17 protein-coding genes, 1 tRNA gene and 1 pseudogene are annotated in these 19,514 nt (G+C 42.8%); 14 read left to right on the top strand and 5 right to left on the bottom strand.

The window, feature by feature from the left end:
* Window positions 1-280: 280 nt before the first annotated feature.
* Window positions 281-910, bottom strand: a complete 630-nt coding sequence (locus X474_RS07615) for a glycerol-3-phosphate dehydrogenase/oxidase (protein WP_044347869.1) — start codon at window positions 908-910, stop codon at window positions 281-283.
* 564 nt (window positions 911-1,474) lie between these two features.
* Between X474_RS07615 and X474_RS07610 the strand changes: the two genes are divergently transcribed.
* Window positions 1,475-2,977 (top strand): ATP-binding cassette domain-containing protein, encoded by a 1,503-nt coding sequence (locus tag X474_RS07610; protein WP_044347867.1) that lies wholly within the window; start codon window positions 1,475-1,477, stop codon window positions 2,975-2,977.
* A gap of 959 nt (window positions 2,978-3,936) precedes the next feature.
* Here X474_RS07610 and X474_RS07605 read toward each other — a convergent pair.
* On the bottom strand, window positions 3,937-4,659 hold the full coding sequence (locus X474_RS07605) for a hypothetical protein (protein WP_044347866.1): 723 nt from the start codon (window positions 4,657-4,659) through the stop codon (window positions 3,937-3,939).
* Between the two features lie 603 nt (window positions 4,660-5,262).
* Here X474_RS07605 and X474_RS07600 point away from each other — a divergent pair.
* Window positions 5,263-5,838: a tyrosine-type recombinase/integrase gene (locus tag X474_RS07600; protein WP_044347864.1), complete on the top strand. Its 576-nt coding sequence runs from the start codon at window positions 5,263-5,265 to the stop codon at window positions 5,836-5,838.
* Window positions 5,839-7,256: 1,418 nt separating this feature from the next.
* Here the strand turns inward: X474_RS07600 and X474_RS07595 are convergent.
* The 3 genes and pseudogenes from X474_RS07595 to X474_RS07590 all read right to left on the bottom strand — a co-directional run bounded on the left by X474_RS07595 (window position 7,257) and on the right by X474_RS07590 (window position 9,232).
* Window positions 7,257-8,828 carry a site-specific integrase gene (locus tag X474_RS07595; protein WP_197282018.1) on the bottom strand — a complete coding sequence of 524 codons (1,572 nt, stop codon included), beginning with the start codon at window positions 8,826-8,828 and terminating at the stop codon, window positions 7,257-7,259.
* A gap of 24 nt (window positions 8,829-8,852) precedes the next feature.
* Window positions 8,853-9,047, bottom strand: a pseudogene (locus X474_RS27215) (DUF6538 domain-containing protein); the annotation flags it as partial.
* 98 nt (window positions 9,048-9,145) lie between these two features.
* Window positions 9,146-9,232: transfer RNA gene (locus tag X474_RS07590), tRNA-Leu, on the bottom strand.
* A gap of 220 nt (window positions 9,233-9,452) precedes the next feature.
* Here X474_RS07590 and X474_RS07585 point away from each other — a divergent pair.
* From X474_RS07585 to X474_RS07545, 12 genes are all read left to right on the top strand, one after another.
* Window positions 9,453-9,743 carry a hypothetical protein gene (locus tag X474_RS07585; protein ID WP_044347862.1) on the top strand — a complete coding sequence of 97 codons (291 nt, stop codon included), beginning with the start codon at window positions 9,453-9,455 and terminating at the stop codon, window positions 9,741-9,743.
* 525 nt (window positions 9,744-10,268) lie between these two features.
* Complete coding sequence (locus tag X474_RS07580; protein WP_052514980.1) at window positions 10,269-11,297, top strand: polyprenyl synthetase family protein; 1,029 nt, start codon at window positions 10,269-10,271, stop codon at window positions 11,295-11,297.
* A gap of 221 nt (window positions 11,298-11,518) precedes the next feature.
* Window positions 11,519-12,106 (top strand): ANTAR domain-containing response regulator, encoded by a 588-nt coding sequence (locus X474_RS07575; protein ID WP_052514979.1) that lies wholly within the window; start codon window positions 11,519-11,521, stop codon window positions 12,104-12,106.
* 279 nt (window positions 12,107-12,385) lie between these two features.
* Window positions 12,386-13,105, top strand: a complete 720-nt coding sequence (locus X474_RS07570) for an MJ0042-type zinc finger domain-containing protein (RefSeq protein ID WP_044347860.1) — start codon at window positions 12,386-12,388, stop codon at window positions 13,103-13,105.
* Window positions 13,106-13,220: 115 nt separating this feature from the next.
* Complete coding sequence (locus tag X474_RS26060; RefSeq protein WP_156360670.1) at window positions 13,221-13,466, top strand: hypothetical protein; 246 nt, start codon at window positions 13,221-13,223, stop codon at window positions 13,464-13,466.
* Window positions 13,467-13,951: 485 nt separating this feature from the next.
* Window positions 13,952-14,620, top strand: a complete 669-nt coding sequence (locus tag X474_RS07565) for a YIP1 family protein (RefSeq protein ID WP_156360669.1) — start codon at window positions 13,952-13,954, stop codon at window positions 14,618-14,620.
* Window positions 14,621-14,694: 74 nt separating this feature from the next.
* Window positions 14,695-15,447: a YIP1 family protein gene (locus X474_RS07560; RefSeq protein ID WP_044347857.1), complete on the top strand. Its 753-nt coding sequence runs from the start codon at window positions 14,695-14,697 to the stop codon at window positions 15,445-15,447.
* A 44-nt stretch (window positions 15,448-15,491) separates the two neighbouring features.
* A complete protein-coding gene (locus X474_RS07555; RefSeq protein ID WP_156360668.1) occupies window positions 15,492-16,307 on the top strand; it encodes a YIP1 family protein in 816 nt (271 codons plus the stop codon).
* Window positions 16,308-16,324: 17 nt separating this feature from the next.
* Window positions 16,325-17,128 carry a YIP1 family protein gene (locus X474_RS26055; RefSeq protein WP_156360667.1) on the top strand — a complete coding sequence of 268 codons (804 nt, stop codon included), beginning with the start codon at window positions 16,325-16,327 and terminating at the stop codon, window positions 17,126-17,128.
* Window positions 17,129-17,155: 27 nt separating this feature from the next.
* Window positions 17,156-17,959: a YIP1 family protein gene (locus tag X474_RS25540; protein WP_082464221.1), complete on the top strand. Its 804-nt coding sequence runs from the start codon at window positions 17,156-17,158 to the stop codon at window positions 17,957-17,959.
* 367 nt (window positions 17,960-18,326) lie between these two features.
* Complete coding sequence (locus X474_RS07550) at window positions 18,327-18,608, top strand: hypothetical protein (protein WP_044347854.1); 282 nt, start codon at window positions 18,327-18,329, stop codon at window positions 18,606-18,608.
* Complete coding sequence (locus X474_RS07545; RefSeq protein ID WP_197282017.1) at window positions 18,605-19,489, top strand: YIP1 family protein; 885 nt, start codon at window positions 18,605-18,607, stop codon at window positions 19,487-19,489. Before X474_RS07550 ends, X474_RS07545 begins: the two co-directional genes overlap by 4 nt.
* The last annotated feature ends 25 nt before the right edge of the window (window positions 19,490-19,514 follow it).

The following is a 19,514-nucleotide window of genomic DNA, read 5'->3' as shown; positions in this document are numbered from 1 at the left end:
TCAGGTCTATTTTAGGTGTGTGATTCGTAGAAATCCTTTCAATGCGGTAGAAAAGATGACTACGAATCACACATGTTATCAAGATCATGAATCCCGAACCAATTTCACCATTGAGGCTGAAATTGGTTAAAATGAAAAACTACCTTGAGTATTCATGCAAAACAGGTTTGCCCATCAGGACCCATGTCCTTCTTCGAGCAGCACCAGGGCAAAGGAAAAAGCCACTGCCAAGCAGGAATCAATACCTTCGCAAAAAGTTGCTTTTTTATCACAATCTCCTTTAATCCACTTTCACAATCTTAATCCTCCAGGCGCCCATGGCATTCACCATAAGATAGTATTTTCCACCTTTGGCCTGGTAGCTGGCTCCTTTACCGGCGCCTTGTTGGTTGGCCGGAACCCCGGCCATTTCGCCATTGGCATTATGCAAAAATACCTGGAAGACAGCCCCCCTTGCATCCCATTGAATTTCCCAACCGTTTGGCGCTTCAAAAGGCCGGGTGGTCTTAGCCCCGTTGCCTTTAAAGCTGGCGATGTATCCAGGTTTGGGTTTTGTTTTTGGGGCAGAGGCCTGTTTGGATAAATTCACGAGTTTTACCTTCCAAGGCCCAACCGCATTGACCATCAGGTAGTATTTTCCACCTTTGGCCTGGTAGCTGGCTCCTTTACCGGCGCCTTGCTGGTTGGCCGGAACCCCGACCATTTCACCATTGGCATTATGCAAAAATACCTGGAAGATAGCTCCCCTTGCATCCCACTGGATTTCCCAACCGTCTTGAACGGTGAACGGCCTGGTATTCTTTGAGCCGTTTCCGGAAAAGGATTGAATCACTTCTTGAGCAAGAGCAACGCTTGTTGAAAATACCAATGCGGAGAAAAGAAGAAACACGAGTACGATGGATTTTTTCATTGATCCCCCCTAATGAGAAATGAAACATCAACCTGGCGGGCAGGCGTCACTCAATTTAACCTGGACGGATATTCAGATAACAAAAAGATATGTACATCCATCCCCCCCAGGAGCGGCGCCCCCTATTTGTCGGACAGTTTGGCGGCTTGCTTAAGGCTGATTTGGACGGTCATGTTTAATCCGCCTTTTGAGCACCAAGAAAGTATGCCTGACCCGGGGTGCGGTGGTCCAGCCAAAATACTCCCTCCGAGCATTGAATATTTTCATTTCAGATAATTCATGCTACATTGACTTGAATTAAATTTAGCCAAGAGGAGTCAATAGAGCCGAATGAGAAACAACCGTTAAATAAATCTTACCCCCTTCTCGTTAACTATCCCGAATGCCTTTTTTTATATACGGCTGGCTTCGGGAAGAGCTCGCACGGGTGGCGGGAAGCCCTTACAAGCGGTGTTTCCTATTACGGCCTCATAATATGGCGGGAGCTCCATCCCGCCCCAGGCAGCATAGCCGCTGGAGGCTTTCAGCCCAGGCGGCTTTTGTTTTGAAAGGTGCTGCCTAAGTATGTCAAGAAACCTCTTGCGCCTCTTAAGTGTGGATTTCGGTTACGATGCGTCCCCGGAATTACTTTTCCAAAACATCGACCTTCATTTAGGGCTTGGTTGGACTGGTGTAGTGGGCGCCAATGGTGCGGGAAAGAGCACTTTTTTGCGTCTGTCCTGCGGTCAACTCACACCGGTGGCCGGCTCGGTAAGCGGGCCCTCCTTGGCGGTTTATTGTCCCCAACGCACCGACCACCCGCCGGATGGTTTGGAGTTACTGATGGGTGCGTCGGACCGTGAAGCGATGTTGATCAGGGTCCGGCTGGGATTGGATGAAAAGTGGCCGAACCGTTGGCCTGATTTAAGCCATGGAGAGCGAAAACGCCTCCAGATAGGGGCAGCCTTATACCAAAGGCCTGACTTGCTGGCTGTAGATGAGCCCACCAATCATCTAGATAATCAGGCCCAAAATGTACTCCTGAACGCCTTGGGGGCTTTCAGGGGTATAGGTTTACTTGTCAGCCATGACCGAAACCTCTTGGACCGGCTGTGCATTGGCACTGTGTTTGTCGACCCTCCTCAGGCCATATTGCGCCCGGGCAGTTACACCCGGGCCAGCCGGGAAGTCTTACGAGAAGAAAAAGAAAAAGGACGTCGGCAACAAAAAGCGGCCAAGGAGGTGGCCCGCCTGGAACGGACGTGGGAAGCTCGGCGACGGGAAGCGGCCCAGGCCGGGGCGAGGCGCTCCAAGCTCAAATTAAACCGGAAAGACTCCGATGGCCGGGCAAAAATCGACTTGGCCCGAGTCAGCGGTCAGGACGCAGCCCGCGGCCGGCTACAGCGGCAGATTTCCGGTCGGCTTAACCAGGCCCGCCAGCGTTTGAACAAAACTGGACCTAGTAAAGAGCACCCCATCGGGATTGAGGTCACTGGCGAAGTCTGCCGGAGGCACGGCCTGATTCTATTATCAGCCGGTAGCATTGCCTTGGGACCGGGGCGAAATTTGATATACCCAGAATTACTGGTTCGCCCAGGCGACAAAATTGCTGTGAAGGGATCGAACGGGGCAGGAAAGTCCACCCTGATAAAGACGTTGCTGGCAAGTGTAGATATGCCGAAAGGCCGGTTGTTATATCTTCCTCAGGAAATATCAGCCCAGCGGTCACGAGCAGTTCTGAAGCAGGCCCGGGAACTCAAGGGTGTGGAGTTGGGTTGGGTCATGAATATGGTCAGCCGACTCGGCTCTCGACCCCAACGTCTCTTGGCCAGTCAATTGCCCTCACCCGGCGAGGCCCGCAAACTTTTACTGGCTTTGGGATTAAGATGGCGGCCATGGCTAATCGTATTGGACGAGCCGACTAACCATCTCGATCTGCAATCCATCGAACGATTGGAGAGGGCATTGTCAAAAACCCCGGCAGCGCTGGTGCTTGTCAGCCATGACAAACGGTTTCTTCAGGCCTTGACAGACACAAATTGGTTAATTTCAATGGTCGGAGAGAAGTATATTCTTCGGACCGAATGATAGAGAGAAAGTTAAGGATAGACCTTGTTATCCGGTCAAGGTTTGCTGGTCCTGGGTTTTCAATAAGGATACACCAGGCCTTTAGGTTTCCTGCTTCTGCAGCATTGATGACATTGTCTATTAATGTATCGGAATCTTGAGCACCGGCAGCACCAAACGACATGAGCAACACCAAAATTACAAAGTAATACTGTTTCCTTAACCCAGGCAACTATTTGCAAAGCCCCTTCCTAAACAGGTAGTTGCTTTGAGTAGGAGACAGCATTTTTACTATATGTGGATTTTAGCCAAGTCACTTTTTCCCAACCATCATTTATCCTGAAACTAAATAATTTTTGCTGCAAGAAATTCAAAACGCCCCTGTGGGCTCTTTAATATAGCCACCCTAACAACCCCAGGGGCCGGGAAAAGATCTGAAACCTGTGCGTGTTCTTTACTGGAAAGGGAAAGGATTGATTAAGGCCTTGGGGAGAAAGATTGAGGAGGCTCAAAAGACCCGGCTGAAAGATTTTTCTTTTCTGACCGGCAAAAAACAAAAACATACCAAATTACTGTGCTTATTGATTGGGCAGGTCAAAGAGGCAAAGTTGATTAACTCTTAGCAGGCATGAGCATATACCCGCCACTGAACAATGGCTACAGCCTTCACCAATATCGCAAAGGCTGCGTTTAAGAACTCTGGAAATATTTTTCAAGTGGTGCCCATGTGGAGCCCAAAGCCGAAAAGTCAAAAAGAAAGGGAACCCGTATAGGTTCCCTAACTAATTGATTTTACTTGGTGCCTAGGGCGGGAATTGACAATTCCGCAACCCAATCACGGCAACTAGCTATTTTTACTAGATAAACATCTCAGTTGGTGTTTCCAATCGGCCGCAGGTAATGTAAAAAATTACGTGTGTTAATAGTACCAGATACTAAAATTAAATCAAAATCTATCTTTATTCCAAGTTTAAAATAATTCAAGAAAGACAAAATTCATAAATAACTATGACCCCAGCAATTATAGTAAATATTGCAGCCAAAATATAGATAATTTCCTTATAATTCTTTACAAAATTACCTTTAAGATTATCCCTAATCTCAGAATTTTTAACTTTGTATTTAGCATAGATTGATCTACCTAAATCTGTGACTTGACATCCAAATTCCAAAAAATCAGGTCCCCCTGAAATACTAGAAGGTTTTATAAGACCCTTACTATACAATTTACGTACTACTTGGTTTATGTCTTTACGCCGTAAAGTTCTTTCATCAGCATACGCTCTCGGATCAAAAGTCCCTGTGGTGAGACAAGCCGTTTTAAGAATATCCCCTTCACGGAAGGTTAGGCCTGAATCATTGTTTGCTTGTGGTGGATTTAGAAAACTTTCATCAGGACGAAAATCTTTGTACTTTTGGTCATTGGGGAAAGCATCTGCAACGCACGTTTTCGTTGCCCTCACGTCGGTATCGCATGCGTCTGATATTTGTAAGTATTCCATCTCAGCTAACTTTTTAGCGGCAGAGAGCAAATCATCTTGATTCAGCTGTTGGTTAGTCTCAAGATAATTTTCATAGTCAAATTCTTGTAGACTTACATAGCCTCTCGTATCCGGTTGGTTTATAAGATTTAAATCAAGAGTCTCGTTAGCCACCCATTTCGCCAACGCGCGCATTAAACTCTCAAAGTCTTCAATATTCATTTTTTCCCCGACTGCTAGTGAACTGTGTTTTAATTAGCTTTACGCACTTCCAAAATTAAAAAAACATAAAAACACACCCAAAATTTATATGAATACCCTCTAATCCTGCCAAATTTGCCCCGAGGCATTCCGATTTACTCAGCTAACTACACAAAAATACACAGCAAATTTTAAAACTTCCTAAGTATCATTTAATCCATAAGCTATTTGTTAAATCGGAAGGCCGGGCAAATTTTTACCACACAAATTTTTTAAGGCCTATTCGCTTAGGCTTTCTACTGGCGCTTCCCCCGGTAGGGCTTTTACGTATCATGCACAGGATTAATCAAGGCACCCACCCCATTGACTGGTCTTTGTAGCCTTTCTCCTTGAGCTGTCCTCACCCACCCCGCCACACCGGGTAACCAGCAGCTCTGAACATTAGCTAACCCCCTCACCTCAACAACACAATAAAATGCATATTTTCTTGTGCTCCAGTTAAAAACACAACTTACTGTAATTACATGATTAGTCCACATTCGCCTCCATTCACTCCACCTTCACCTTGAATCCGCACAACAAAACTACTATATGAGGCTTAAACATTGTGTGGAGGTAAGCTAAATGTCCAGAGCAGTAGAGCCTATCCGAGACCCTAAAAAGATTGCTGTAATCAGATCCATGCTCAAGATCGAAGGTCACCCCAGGGATTACCTGCTCTTTGTGCTGGGTATTAACTTCGCCCTAAGGATCTCTGACCTACTAGCCTTAACGGTGGGTGATGTGATAGACGAGCAGTACCAGGTTAAACCTTCCTTCACCATCAGGGAGAAGAAAACCAGGAAGCAAAGGAAGACCGTTATCAACAAGCCTGCCAGGGAAGCCTTAGAGTGGTTCCTTAATCAGACAGACTACCCGGAGAGGGACACCTACCTGTTTAAATCCCTGAGATCCTCCAAACCGGTCGATAGCGTCCAGGTCTGGCGCTTGCTTAAAGTCTGGTGCAAAAAGGCGGGTGTCAATGAGGACTGTGGAACTCACACCCTTAGGAAGACCTGGGGTTATCATGCCAGGAAAAAGGGTGTGCCCTTAGAGTTGATCCAAGCCAAGTTCGGTCACAGTAGCCCGGCTATCACCAGGCGCTACATTGGCATAACTGCTGATGAAATAGCCGCTGTTGAGGATGAGGTTTGCTTGTAGGCTGATTACTCTGGTTCCCAAATTCCCAAATCCCAGCCAATAAATGCCAACCTTAAGAAAGAACTTTAAGTTTATCAGCCTACAAGGCTATAACTCACACTGCCCCATACCGCACCACAGGCACGGTGGAAACACGCCCTTATTATTTAGGTGTAACTATTCAGATTTATTCGATTTGTTTTTCTTTTGATATCTGTTTGGCCTTATAGCCCGTTCACCATGGGGTTAAACAAACCTCCCTACGGGTCAGCACCTCCAAAGTGAGCAATTTAAACAGATAAACATAAAAGTCATTTAATAACAGTTAGTTAACCAAACATAGGCCTGCTGTCACATTTCAACCCTCATAACTAGTTGATATATCGGCTAAATCAATTAAGTTGCATTCTTAGTAGAACGGGAAAGGGGGGTAGATATAATTCAAATATATTTAAAACTAGTTTAGAACTAAAAGAGGGGGAACTACCCAGAGGAATATCTTTAATAATAACTTAAATTAAAACTAGGTTTAAAACTTCATTTAAAACACCTGTGTTAAAGATAAGACCTAAGGGGGGAGGGGGGGGATCCATATAATTTAAATATATTTTAAGTTAGATTTAAAGCACCTGTCTTAGAGGGGGAACCATGTTAACTCCCCTCCTCCCGGTTCTTCCCAGTTAAACCTATTAAAGCTTTCCTTGGTGAAGAGTGGATCTCAAAGGGTAGTCATAAAAGGCGAGTGTTGATAACGGTTTAAAATAGTGAGTTGTTTTAAGAGTGGTAACTTGGGAACCCTGGCACCCTTAAACGGCTTTAACCATATATAATCATTGAGTGTGTCAAACCACACCGCCCTGTGTGTCCTTGGCAATGCCTGCCCCTGGATGCATGGGGCTTTTTTGTTTACAACCCTACAGCCTAAAACTTGTTTAAAGCGCCGTATAGGCTCACCACGCAAAGATTCTTAAAAACTAATGGCGCAGCTAGGGGCAGCCCAATAAGTCTTCTCAGAAAGTAAATCTGGAAGTTTAGAGCTAAAAAGGATCACGTTATGTCCGTGTTTGCATTGCCGGTTAACAGCATGTTTGTTGTCCCTGTGCCTTGGGTCATCTACCCCTTTTGTTTAAACCCTCTCCTGCTGGCTATAAAAGACCTTATTTGTAAGCGGCATAGAAAAACCACACGGATCTAAATGGTTTAGCTAAACCAAAACCCTTTATTGAACCCATAATTCCCACCAGGCTTACGCATAGCCCCACTATGAAGTTTTTCGTATTTACCTATAGCTCATCATAGGGTTTATTAAGTTATGGCCTTGGCAAGGCTATTTAAAAGCCATGCAGACTGATAGCACATTCAACCTTTGGCTTTTTCTATACCTCCTCTTTTTAACTGTTATCAAGCAACTAACTCTTACAATCAACCCACCCTCAGGCTCAATTCCTTCTGACGAACTTGGATCTGCTCAGGTGTGACAAATCAACCCCATAATCCAGCATTTGTATCACGTCGCGATAAATGATTTCAGGCGGATATGGTTTACCATAGCGATCATAAGTCATTGAACTTTCTTTTTTATGACCAACAACCTGGCTTACTTTCCGCTCCTCGGTGTCTAAAAGCTTAAGGGTGTTTATGAATGTGTGCCTGAAACTATGGAAGGAAAGTTTCCCCTCATCTTTTAGCCCTAAGGTCATAAGTAAGCGTTCATTGAACCATCTGGACACCGCAGCCCCGAACCTGCCTCTACCGTTTTGCTTTAGTTCAGGAAACACTTTAACTTTCCCAAGTTTAGCCAGGTAATCTCTATAACCCACCAGGTTTAAGTCATTGAGCAGGAAATCATGAATAGGAATTAAACGCCTTGAAGAAGGATTCTTAAGATGCTTGTTTCCCTTATCGTTCACATCAAAAACCCAGACACCGTTTTCCTGGCGGATATCTTTCAGGTCCAGTTGGCTTATCTCATCCAACCGCATGCCGCTGTAAAGGCCGATAAGCGGAACCCAGAACTGGTAGGATTTATTGTGCTTATCCTCCTGATAGAGAGGAGCGTTAAAGATGGTCTTCAGGTTTTCCTGGGTGAAGAAGTCCCTTTGCTCATGAGGCAGCTTTTTAACCTGGTGGCTCAAAATACGGGGTAAACCATCCGGCAGCTTATACCCCTGGTCCTTTATCCAGTTCAGGCAGGTTGACACGGTGGAGAAATAGAAATTAATGCTCTTGTCGGAAAGCCTGTCTTTGTCAGGAACCTTTTGGGTTTTCAGGATAGCAACACTCTTGTTCCTGTAAGCCTTTAGTTTGTTCCTGTTTTTAGGGCAAGACTCCTTGGTGAACCGTTTGAACTCCCTCACCGCCTCATGGTTAATTCGATCAACCGGGCGATCTCCTATAACCTCCTGGAACAGCCTCAGAATTGGTGTGAAGTCTTGCTGACTGGAAACAGTCCACTTTCCATCATTTATTTTTTCGGCTACGTAATCGTCTATGACCTCGGAGAGCATGGGTTCAGATGGTCCAGGGCTTATGGGGTTTACTGGCGTCACCTCCTGGCATTGTGAGGCAGCCGGTCTTTCTCCCTGCAAATACCCCAATGATTTTAGTCTGTTGAAGTAGTCATCCTCAAAATCATAGTTCCCCTTGCTCCGTTGCTCTGCTATCTCCAGGTGTTTGATATCGGCCTTTAAAAACTCCCTGCAAAGCTGGGCATGGCTCAGGGGGTTTAGCTCATCTTCCTTTATCTCGGCTTTCTTCAGGTATCGCCTGACCTGAACTTCAATTGAGCTGGTGTTGTTCTCTGCCAGCTGCTTTTTTCTTTTCTCCAGGGTGTCGGTTGAGAACTTAGGTCGGTTCAATATAACCACATGGCTTTGCCTTCCATCATTGCGGGTTCTTAACTGAACATCCGGACCAATAGGGGCAAACCTTTGGAATTCATCATCTTCCAACACATCACGCAGGTACTTAAGCGCCAGGGCTTGAATCTCTTTAGGGGGCATGGTTCGCATTGCAGAATTTTCCCGTCTCAGTTCCTTAAAGATCGACTTAGCAGCCACGCCTAGTCTTGTAGCGGCAGGGCGGGCAACGCGCAAGTAGGCGGTCTTAAGGCTCATCCTGAACTCTGACTGCCTCAACTTTGGGCGCAGCTCAGTAGGTATCACTATACGAAAGTAAAGAACATGATTGTACTTGGTGAGGTATGAGGGCGAACGGCTGAAATTATACAAGCTCCGGCCTCCAAATTTGGACGACCTTCATGGAAAAGCCGCAAACCGAGACGGAGCCTGTCTAGCAATGTAGTGTTTTCAACTACTTATAACCAGTTTGGTGCCTAGGGCGGGACTCGAACCCGCACGGCCTAACGACCTGGGGATTTTAAGTCCCCTGTGTCTACCAATTCCACCACCCAGGCTTTTCTTACGGTGGTCTATATTAGCATTGATTTTGCGGTTGAGGTAGTGCGGAGATGACGTTTTTTGCCGGTTGAAGGGAAGAAAGTATTACCCCACCCAAAGGGCTCAAAACTGCACAATAGATATAACACCTTATTATTATTTTATATTTAGTGGTTTTTCCGATCAGGCCCGGTTTTTGCTAGAGCATTAGGTTAACCAAGCTAACCGGAGGAAATCATGCTCTTGCAACATCAAATCTCAACCCCTGACCCGGAAGAAAAATACCGCGCCGTACAGGCCAGCCTGGCCCAGCCCAGCCCCTCCATATTGGCCCAGTATCTGCAAATGCGTTTGGCCTCAGAGAGAGAAACAGCTGAGATCTCTAGTTTGTCCTGCGGGGTTTATGAGAGCCTGCGCCCCAGACTTCCCAAGGTCAGCATGGCTGCGCTTATGCTTTTCAACAACCGTAAATCAGTTGAGAGCTATCCGCTTATTTACAACACCCTGGCCCTGGCCCATCCCAACTAGGATTGAAAGGGGAAAATCCAGGGAGGGATTTTACTTTTATATCCGGCGGAGATAAACTCAATTACGCACCGGGCGGCCTAATTTTCGCAAAGCAGGGACCACAACAAGCCACCCGGCAAGGTGAGCAAAATCTTCCGGGCCAGGTTTTCCAACTTCCCGATCAGCCGCTCGGCTGTTTTTTTAAAATTTTAAAGACGGCAGCCGAATCAAGCTCATCTCTACAACCTAACCGGACCTTCACCACCCTACCCCTGCCTGAACTAGGTTAAAAAACCTCCCCAAAAGGTCTTTTGGTTTACTTTTAAAGAAAAAACCGGGTTCATTTTTCAAGTGGGGGGTTGTCCATTTGACAACCACTGTGGTCTGATATATTTGAGGATGCAAGTAATTCACTTATAAGGGGTGGACTACCCTATTCGCCCCAGGCATTCGCACGCGCCAAGAGTCAACCACCGCACCTTTCCGGGCTGCCGGAGCAAGGATTCGCCGGTTGTTACACTGTATCGTAATGTAAAAGGAAGACAAGTGACCACACAAGATCAGACCTCAGCCGCCGGGTTGAGCACCACCATGAGCCTGGATGAAATAAAAGCCGGGGTTTTAAAGATGGCCCAGCCTGCCGACCAGGCTCTGGCGGACAACCTCAAATCCCACGTATCCTATATTGAACAGGTCAGCGACTACATCATCTTCAGCGGGGGTAAACGCTTAAGGCCGGTGCTCTTCTTGCTGGCCGCCCACGCAGCCGGGGGAAACAGCCCTGAACCTACCCTGGCCTCTATTTTTGAATTCCTGCATGCAGCCACCCTTTTGCACGACGATGTGGTGGATGAAGCAGGCCTGCGCAGGGGACGCCCGGCCGCACGCACCAAATACGGCAACGACGCGGTCATCCTGGTAGGTGATTTCCTGTTTTCCAAGAGTTATTCCCTGGCTGCCGACACCGGCATACCGAGCTTTGTCAAGGCGCTCACCGACTGCACAACCTATATGGCCGAAGGCCAGGTGCTGGAACTGTTGCACACAGGTGACCTGAAGCTGGATATGGAAGGTTATCTGGAAATCATCCGGGCCAAAACCGCTGTGTTGTTGGCTGCCTCCTGCCAGATGGGCGCTATTTACGCCAAGGCGGACCAGGATCTGATTCAGGCATTTTACAACTATGGCATGGAACTGGGGCTTGCTTTCCAGATGATAGACGACGCCCTGGACTATGTGGGCACTGAACACGAATTCGGCAAGCCTGTGGGGCACGACCTGGCCGAAGGTAAAATAACCCTGCCCTTTATTCATGTGCGGGATAACGCGCCCAAAGAGGTTTCGCAAAGACTTCTGGAACTGACGGAACTGGGCAAGACCCAGACGGAAGTCCTGGAAGAGGCCAAGGCCCTGGTGCGGGATAATGGCGGTGTTGATATCACCTATCAAAAGGCAACTGAACACGCCATCAAGGCCCAGGAGTCTTTACAATGGGTTCTTGCATCCCAAAAAGACAACCAACACCTTGCCCTGCTCCATTCCCTGGCCTGGTATGTATTGAATCGCAGGACCTGAAAAACAACAGATCGATCCGTCTTTGGGTTTCCCGGCAGGCTTTTGCCGGCAACTTCAAGATGACGGTCTAATCTTTCGGTAGTTCAGGTTTAAACTTACCGAAAACTCGGGGAAGGCATGAATGCCTTCCCCTTTTTTCTGCCTGATTTTACAACCAAATTCCATCAACAAAATTCTGGACCAGATATTGCCATGACAAGCCTTTTCAAAGGAGGCTTATCATGGAAACCGAGTTGATATTTGTGTTGCAGGATAAAGACGCTCCCCTGCACGACCTTTTGGACAGCGTATTAAAAAATATGCCCCAGGCAGTGGTCTATTGGCCAATTGACCAGGAAATACCCACGGAAGTGTTGGGGTCAGGTGCAATGGTCATCTGGGATTTGAACAGTCAAAACCAGGCCCAAAACCTTAAAACAGCCGCTCTTTTTAAGGCCAATGAGACTGGTGTTTTAATTTTGGCTGAAAAACCGGAAAGCCTGGACCCGGCCATCCTCAGTCTCAGCCAGGCGCTGGGCCTTTGCCTGACTCCGTCAAGCCCGGCGGCTCTTGATGCTTCATTGCAGGTGGCCTTGGCCAATCATCGCCGTATATGGAATCTCTTGGGCGAATTGGAAAAATCCAACCGATATCTGGAGGAAAGGAGAATGATAGAACGGGCCAAATGGGTGATTATGAGAGAGAAAATGTATGGAGAAAATCGGGCCATGACCTGGTTAAGAAATCTAAGCCGTAACCAAAACCAAAAAATGGTGGATATAGCTAAAATAATACTTGAAAAAGATCAAACCGACTTCCCTGAAAACTGATCCAATTAAAAGCCGCTCGGAATATAAACAACTACTCCGGGCGGCTTACCTGCCTTAGGTTTAAATCAATCATTGACTTGACGTTTTAAGTTTAAAAGTCTATGTTCATTTTTTGAGTTTATCGGCTAACTTGTTGATAATTTGAGTTAATTACAGATATCTAATTATCAATGATATATGTGTATCTCTAAAAAACTTAAACCATGAAATAAAACTGAAAGTCTCACGTCTTAGTAAAAAGTGATGCAACTCTGAATAAAACAACATGTGGGGGAAAAAATGGATCTGGTTTGTCCTTTCTGTGGATCTGCCTTTCAAATAGATAAGAATGGATTAACTGAAAACCAAGAGGAAGTCTATTGCCCGGATTGTGGTGGTGAGGTAGTTCTTGTTACAGAAACACCCAAAACTTCAAACGCTAAAGAAGAAGAGACCTTTTTTAAAGAGGATCCAGACGAAACTATTGGCAACAAAATTGCTACGCGGCTGGAGCTGGTAAAACCAATTCTTTTTCATCCAATCTCATTTTTTAAAACAGTAAACAAAATTAATAAAAATGTCGCGATACAGTTCGCTATGCTCATAATGACAATCGGCATAATTCTTAATACGTTATGGTCACATGTTTTTGGTTATTCCGGAATAGTACGCCCAACAAATTTATGGTTTTATATAATATTAATTCCCATAGGCATTTTAATAGAAACCGCATTTATTCATTCACTTTTATTCATTTTTAGAGGACTAAATAAAAATTTTTGGGAAACTTCAAAAGTCGTATGTTTCAAAGAGGCTTGTTTTCTATTGATGCTAATTCCGTATTCAAATATTCAACTGGTTATTCGTATAGGTTACGTAATATATACAACAATAGGATTGGCTGAGGTCCATAAAATCAGCAAAGCCAAGTCTTTTTTACCAACAATTATATTTAATGTTGGTGCAATATTAATTGCTAATTATATATTTTATATACACAGACAAATACTGGGCGTCTAATCATTTGGAAGGGAACAAAAAAGTAAAAAAATAAAACAATAAAAAAGTTGAAAATATCCAAATGAAAAAATCTATTGCCCATTCTGTGGGCAATATTTAAAAGATATATCTAAGCATGGAAGCAAAATATTTAGCATCAACTGTGGTGCTGAACTTGACCCTGAGATTGAAATACCCTAAAAAAGTCGAAAAAGAAATTCGAACTGGCAGCTCTCACAGATCTATCAGAAGTCATATTGAAGAGTATTTAATTAATAAAAAATCAATATTACTTAGCTCCTCTTTCTTTTTTAGAGACATTGACGACATTGAAAAAGAAAATGTAATAAAATTCTTCTGGATTTTACTGACCTTACATTAATCATTTTAGTAAGAGCCTTAATCATACACTCGTTACTATTAGGTTTCAAAATGGGAGATATTAAGTACTGGACTACTGCCAAAGTATTATGCTTTGAAGAAGCTACAAGGGTATTACTGATTTTACCATTTTCCGGAAAAATAATCAAAATATGGTCCTTTGTAATAGAAACAATCGGATTATCTGTAGCACATAAAACAACTAAAGCAAATGCTTTTTTCTTACATTCAGTGATTATGGTTTACTGATTTCAGTAAAATTTTTTATGGCGACCTATCTGTTCGAAAAATTTGATATGGTAGTTCCATTTCTATGAGTTTGATTTATCTAAATAGTTAGCCAAGTAAAGGAAAAATAGATTAAAAAATTAATGTGAGGGGGCCCAAAGTAGCAACTCAATTTTGTTCTTATTGCTAAACTTTATTTAGAGAGGAGGAGTTCTATTGGTCAAGATACATTGCCCGTTTTGTGGGGCGTTATTTAAAATGAATCAATCTGAGAAATCACTATTCAATAAAAAAATCTATTGTGTAGATTGTGGAGCAGAATTAAATCCTGAGCACCATATACTTGAAGACAAACAAAATGATGAATCATATAGAACTTTTGGTAATCACATCGAGGATCTTATAGATTACTTAAAGTTGATACTTATTAAACCTGTCTCTTTTTTTAAAAATTCTGAAGAAATCAATAAGAAATCTGCAATTTCTTTTTTAATATTACTTTATGTAATAGGATACATCCTAGACTATATTTGTTTTTTTGTATTTAATTATCTACCTAGCGCCAACCTATCACCACCATTATGGTTTAATATTTATACTTATACAATAATTACTTTTCTAAGGGCAAGTATAGTTCATTCCCTAATATATTACTTTTTAAGAGGGAACCCAAGGTTTTGGTCCACAGCAAAAATTCTTTGCTTTGAACAAGCTCCCAGAATCTTTTTAATAATACCTGTCCTTGAATATCCTATCTTTATCTGGTCAATGATCCTTCAAATACTAGGCCTCTCTGAAGTACATAAAATAAGTAAAGTCAAGGCCTCATTTATAACATTTATAGATTTTGGAATTTTCATTGTAATCAGATACTTTATATCCAGTTATCTTGAAAATTTTTTAAGGCTTAGAGGACAACTTATTTGAAATAGTAAAATACGGTTTAATTGATATGCAGTTTTCAAAAGCTCAACAGGGTTGAATTTTTCTGGGGGAATTAATTGACAATTCAATTTTGTCCTTATTGCCAGATTTCATTTGAGCCGGAAGAGGCTCTGAGCACAAAACAACCCGGTATATACCTTTGCCCTCGCTGTAAGGCAAAATTGCATCTCGGACAGTTATTACCTGGGAAAGCAGAACAAACACCGTATGACCCGATTTCTAACAGAGAAGCAAAAAAGGAAATAGCTGAAGAATTAGAGAGAAAGAAAGCCCAAGAAGAAGCTGATGACACTATCAGTAGCCCCGTTGAAAAAGCCTTTTTATGGATTGTGCAAATTTTATTTAAACCGTCCTATTTTTTCAAATATATGGACAACAAAAGCGTGATTGCTACTATTTATTTTTCGATTTTTTGCATTTTTATTATCTTATTATTAGAAATATTGTTTGGGTTTACAGAAGAAAGGTTGAAACCTCAAAAAATAGCTACTCTATTGTTTTTTTCGGTAATCTCTCCAGTTATTTTGCATATTCAATCATCTATTACTCATCTACTAATTTTGCTATTTAGGGCTAAAAATAATGGCTACTGGAATTCATTTAAAGTAATTGGATTTTCCTGGGCTGCCTATCTCTTTTGTTTTAGTTATTTCTTATTTGCCATCTCTATTATCTGGAAATTTGTAATAGAAACCAGAGGATTGGCAAAAGTTCACAACATGGATACATTTGTAGCTTTTTGTTTCAGTTTTTTATCATTTATTATCAACATATTGTTACTCTATTATATGAAACAAATACTAAATTAATATAAGTTTTGAATGTAACTTTTAAATTAACTATGGTCGTAAGCATGAAACGGATCTGCCCGTTTTGCGGCGCTAACGTAATTGATTTACAAAAAGATGAAAGCACTATTCAGGAAACAGTCATATGCCCTATATGCAACGGAGCATTAGGGATGTTCGACATTGAACCTTCTCTAAATTCTAACTCAGACATCATTTGTAATAAAAATTCAAAACCAACCCAATGCCAAAAAACAAAGATCAAAAGCAAACATTTCACTAAAGAAGCTGAGAATCCTGTCTGGGTGCCTAACAACCGAGGAATCATTTCTTTTTTCAAAACGACTTTTAGATTTTTGTTTATGCCTTCAAAAACCTTTTCAGCGCCTGCTGATAAAGGAAAATTGCAAGCTACTTTTTTTGCTCTTACTTGGCAAATAGTAGCTATATTTTCAATTTATTTTTCAGAAATCTATCATATAAACAATACTTATCTTGTTTTTCAAATTATACTTTCTTCTGCTGCGTTGTATTTATCAGCTGCCTTTAACCATTTCTTACTATTCATTGTGCGAGGAACCAAAAATGGATTCTGGGAAACCTATAGAGTTGAATGCTATTCTCATGCTGGCGGTATTTTTTGTATCATTCCGAAAACAGGGATAATTATCGCAGGTATTTGGTATTTTTTCATTTTGGTAAACGGTCTGGCTATAGTCCATGGAACGGAACGATGGAGAGTCATTTTAGGTTATTCGGTTTTAATTTTAATACCAGTTGCCATAGCTGGTTTTGTATGTGACCTAATCCTTAGTGATCCTGATCAATTACATTCTATTTTGAAAAATATACAAAAACAGATCCAAGCACAAGAAATTTAAAAGGGTTGATAAATTTGATGTCTAAGTCTTTTTGTTCTTTTTGTGGGGCCCGCTTTACGCCTATTGAAAAAGATGGCACGGTATATTGTCCCGTTTGCAAGGCAAAAATTAAACTCTCAACAACTCCACCCCCTTCCAAGCAACCCGAGAAAGGCTCTAAACAAATTCAATCTATTGCTGAAATGTTGCCTTTAAATACTCATCCAACCTGTGCTACCAGCCGTCCCAGATACTCCCCGCCCAAAAGTCGCCTTAAAACCTCTCCAAAGCCTCACAAACCTGCCTGGGAAGAAAAAGGCAATCGATTTAACTCCTTTTTCCGCACCATTGGGCAGGTACTTTTCGTACCCTATGATACATTTAAAGAACCATTTAAAGGTTCTTTAAAAAAACCTGTTTTATTTTATTTAGTCTTTTCAATTTTCCTTCTAATCATTCCTTTTACTATTTTTGCCATTCATAGAGATTTCGTTTCATTTGCTGCAATTTCCTTAATTACGATAATTCTTGGATCTATAATACTTATTCTTTACGGCTTGTACCTTCATTTATTTCTAAAATTATTCAAGGCTGGTGCAAACGGGGTTAAATCAACCATAAGAGTAACTTTATATTCTACAGCCCTCTGTATTATTTATATCGTACCGATGGTAGGATATCTGATTTTTGTTATATGGCATATTATCATGTCGACCAACAGTCTGGCTGCCACTCACCAGACTGCTAAACCAAGAACTTTTTTGGCAATTATTTGTGCCAATTTGGTTGGCCTTTTTCTCTTGATTTTATCAATTGGATTTTTAAGTTTAATTAAACATTGAGAACCCTTTGAAAGGCGGGAGCAAACTATGCAAAAAAAATTTTGCCCTTATTGCGGGCACCGCATCACCATTTCAGAAAACGAACCTGTTACAAGTTGCCCGAATTGCAAAGCGGAACTGGAAAGCACCTTTGACTCTCAAAGTATGCAACCAGATAAATTGGCTAATGAACAAGTTGAAACTAATCCTCAGAACAATAGTTTCGAACCGCAACCCAACAATCATGATAAAGATAATGAATATTCACAACCTTTGGAAAATTTCAAACACTTAGAAACTCCTGAAGGTCCAGCCTGGGAAGAAAACGGTAATTTTTTTACAGCCTTTTTCAAAACCACGTTTCAATCTCTTTTTAAACCCTATTTAACATTTATCCGTCCTTACCATGGATCCAGTGTACGGTTTTTTTGGTTTTTTTTCCTGTGCCTTCTTTTTGGTTTAGCTATTGATTTTCTTTATTCCCCATATTTCCAGTATCTTGAAACCAGCTATATAATTCTCATCTATGGGCTGGGTTTACTGATAAGCCCATTATCTTTAATTATCGGAGGTGCATACATACATCTCTTTTTAAAAACATTCGGAGCAGGGGGAAATGGTATTAAAGCCACCATACGAATTACTGCTTACTCTTCAACTATTTTTATATTTAACTTAATTCCATTAATCGGTAATCTAGTAGGGCTCATATGGAATTTTACTATTCTTGTTAACGGCACAGCTGCTGCTCATCAATCAACCAGGGCTAAAACTTTCTTAGCTCTTCTCTCTTCCATCCTAGCACCTATAGTCCTTTTTTCATTGCTTTTATATTTGTTATCTTCAAAATAGTATGACTTTTTCAACCAAAGCCGGAAAAGGCCATACAGGCCTTTTCCGGCTTGCAAAACCAAAGTTTTACTTTTCAATGAAGTTAGTAACGCATATCGCCTGTCGGTAATAGTCATTAGTGATTTGTCTAAAATTACATTGCTATCTATATTGGTTTCATTGACCCATATCTCAGTAAATCAATTCAAGAATACTTTGGATACAACCTCTTTCATTTTTCCTATTTGAGTATATTATTCCCTGGCAAGCAACCTCCCGGAATGGTAACTGCCCCTTTATACCCAATTATTCAGCTAATCAATACTCCCACTCTTGACCTGGCCGTTCTCAGGGCATATCCTGCCACTTAATATCGGAGGCGGATCAATTGAGCCAAGACCAAAAAAGCAATACAAAACCGGAATGTTATGGGGTGCTGGAAAAAGTCTTTCCCAAAGGGGAAAATAAGATGCGCCAGGTCCCTGACGAGTGTTGGGATTGCACCCACAGGGTGGAATGCCTGAAACAGGCTGTTTCCAAAGGCAGCGGGCACAAGACCATGCAGATAGAGGAAGCGGCCAGGGAAGAAAAGATCACCGGTGGAGTGCACGGCTTTCTTAAAAGATGGTCTCGGCTTAAATCATTAAACCGTGGGGAGGAAAAAAAGTGATCCAGGTTTGCCCATTTTGCGGTGCTTCCATTGAGACAACCCAAGCCCCCAAAACGGATGACCCAAATATAATCCGCTGTCCGGAGTGCTCTGCTCTATTGGATCTTCCCCAAGGCGAAGATGAGTCTATATCGCAAAACACGAAAGCGTGGGAACCTGAATCCACTGAATCTCCTGCCTGGCAAACTTCTTTTTCCAGACCGGAAACACCCCCGATTCCCCAAGAAGCCGAAGCAAATTTTCAGGACACACCTGCTCGTCCTGAAACCCAAGAAACCGCGGGACCAACACCTGAGGGGCCTGCCTGGGAGAACCAGGACAATTATCTTGGCGCCTTTTTCCGCACCATAAAACAGGTGCTTTTCAAGCCTTCCGAAACCTTCAGCGCACCCGCTGCCGAACGCCTGGCCTGGCCGATCAGCTTTGCCCTTATTCTCGGCACCTTGGGAGGTTCTTTTCAGTTATTCTGGAATTTTCTGGGAAACCAGGCTCAAAGCCATCTCGTGAATCTGCTTTTCACCCCTTTTCTTGTGATCATAGGCTTATTTGTGGGAACGGCCGTGATCCATTTCATGCTCTTTATCTTGAGAGGCACCAAAAACGGATTCCTGGCCACCTTCCGAGTAGTCTGCTATGGCAACGCCAGTTCCATCTTCTTTCTATTGCCATATGTAGGTGTGATCATAAGTTTGGTCTGGGGCATGGTAATCCTGGTAAACGGTTTGGCTGTGGTGCATGAAACCACCCGCTTCAGGGCCTTTATGGCCAACCTGTTGCCCTTTATCATTATTTTCCTGTTGGTGTTGGCTGTGATCATATTCACCGGAGCCGGAGCATTGCTGGGCTTTTTGGCCGCCCAAAAATCAATGATGAGCTACTAAAGCCCCCAAACTGGTCCGAACCGGT

Origin of the sequence: Dethiosulfatarculus sandiegensis, from assembly GCF_000931935.2 — a bacterium.
Classification (GTDB): domain Bacteria; phylum Desulfobacterota; class Desulfarculia; order Desulfarculales; family Desulfarculaceae; genus Dethiosulfatarculus; species Dethiosulfatarculus sandiegensis.
This window is presented reverse-complemented; position numbering and strand designations above follow the sequence as displayed.

Excerpts from the sequence above, each read along its gene's own strand:
- X474_RS07615 (WP_044347869.1), bottom strand. The coding sequence starts at position 910 with ATGAAAAAATCCATCGTACTCGTGTTTCTTCTTTTCTCCGCATTGGTA.
- X474_RS07610 (WP_044347867.1), top strand. The coding sequence starts at position 1,475 with ATGTCAAGAAACCTCTTGCGCCTCTTAAGTGTGGATTTCGGTTACGAT.
- X474_RS07605 (WP_044347866.1), bottom strand. The coding sequence starts at position 4,659 with ATGAATATTGAAGACTTTGAGAGTTTAATGCGCGCGTTGGCGAAATGG.
- X474_RS07600 (WP_044347864.1), top strand. The coding sequence starts at position 5,263 with ATGTCCAGAGCAGTAGAGCCTATCCGAGACCCTAAAAAGATTGCTGTA.
- X474_RS07595 (WP_197282018.1), bottom strand. The coding sequence starts at position 8,828 with ATGCGAACCATGCCCCCTAAAGAGATTCAAGCCCTGGCGCTTAAGTAC.
- X474_RS07585 (WP_044347862.1), top strand. The coding sequence starts at position 9,453 with ATGCTCTTGCAACATCAAATCTCAACCCCTGACCCGGAAGAAAAATAC.
- X474_RS07575 (WP_052514979.1), top strand. The coding sequence starts at position 11,519 with ATGGAAACCGAGTTGATATTTGTGTTGCAGGATAAAGACGCTCCCCTG.
- X474_RS07570 (WP_044347860.1), top strand. The coding sequence starts at position 12,386 with ATGGATCTGGTTTGTCCTTTCTGTGGATCTGCCTTTCAAATAGATAAG.
- X474_RS26060 (WP_156360670.1), top strand. The coding sequence starts at position 13,221 with ATGGAAGCAAAATATTTAGCATCAACTGTGGTGCTGAACTTGACCCTG.
- X474_RS07565 (WP_156360669.1), top strand. The coding sequence starts at position 13,952 with ATGAATCAATCTGAGAAATCACTATTCAATAAAAAAATCTATTGTGTA.
- X474_RS07555 (WP_156360668.1), top strand. The coding sequence starts at position 15,492 with ATGAAACGGATCTGCCCGTTTTGCGGCGCTAACGTAATTGATTTACAA.
- X474_RS26055 (WP_156360667.1), top strand. The coding sequence starts at position 16,325 with ATGTCTAAGTCTTTTTGTTCTTTTTGTGGGGCCCGCTTTACGCCTATT.
- X474_RS25540 (WP_082464221.1), top strand. The coding sequence starts at position 17,156 with ATGCAAAAAAAATTTTGCCCTTATTGCGGGCACCGCATCACCATTTCA.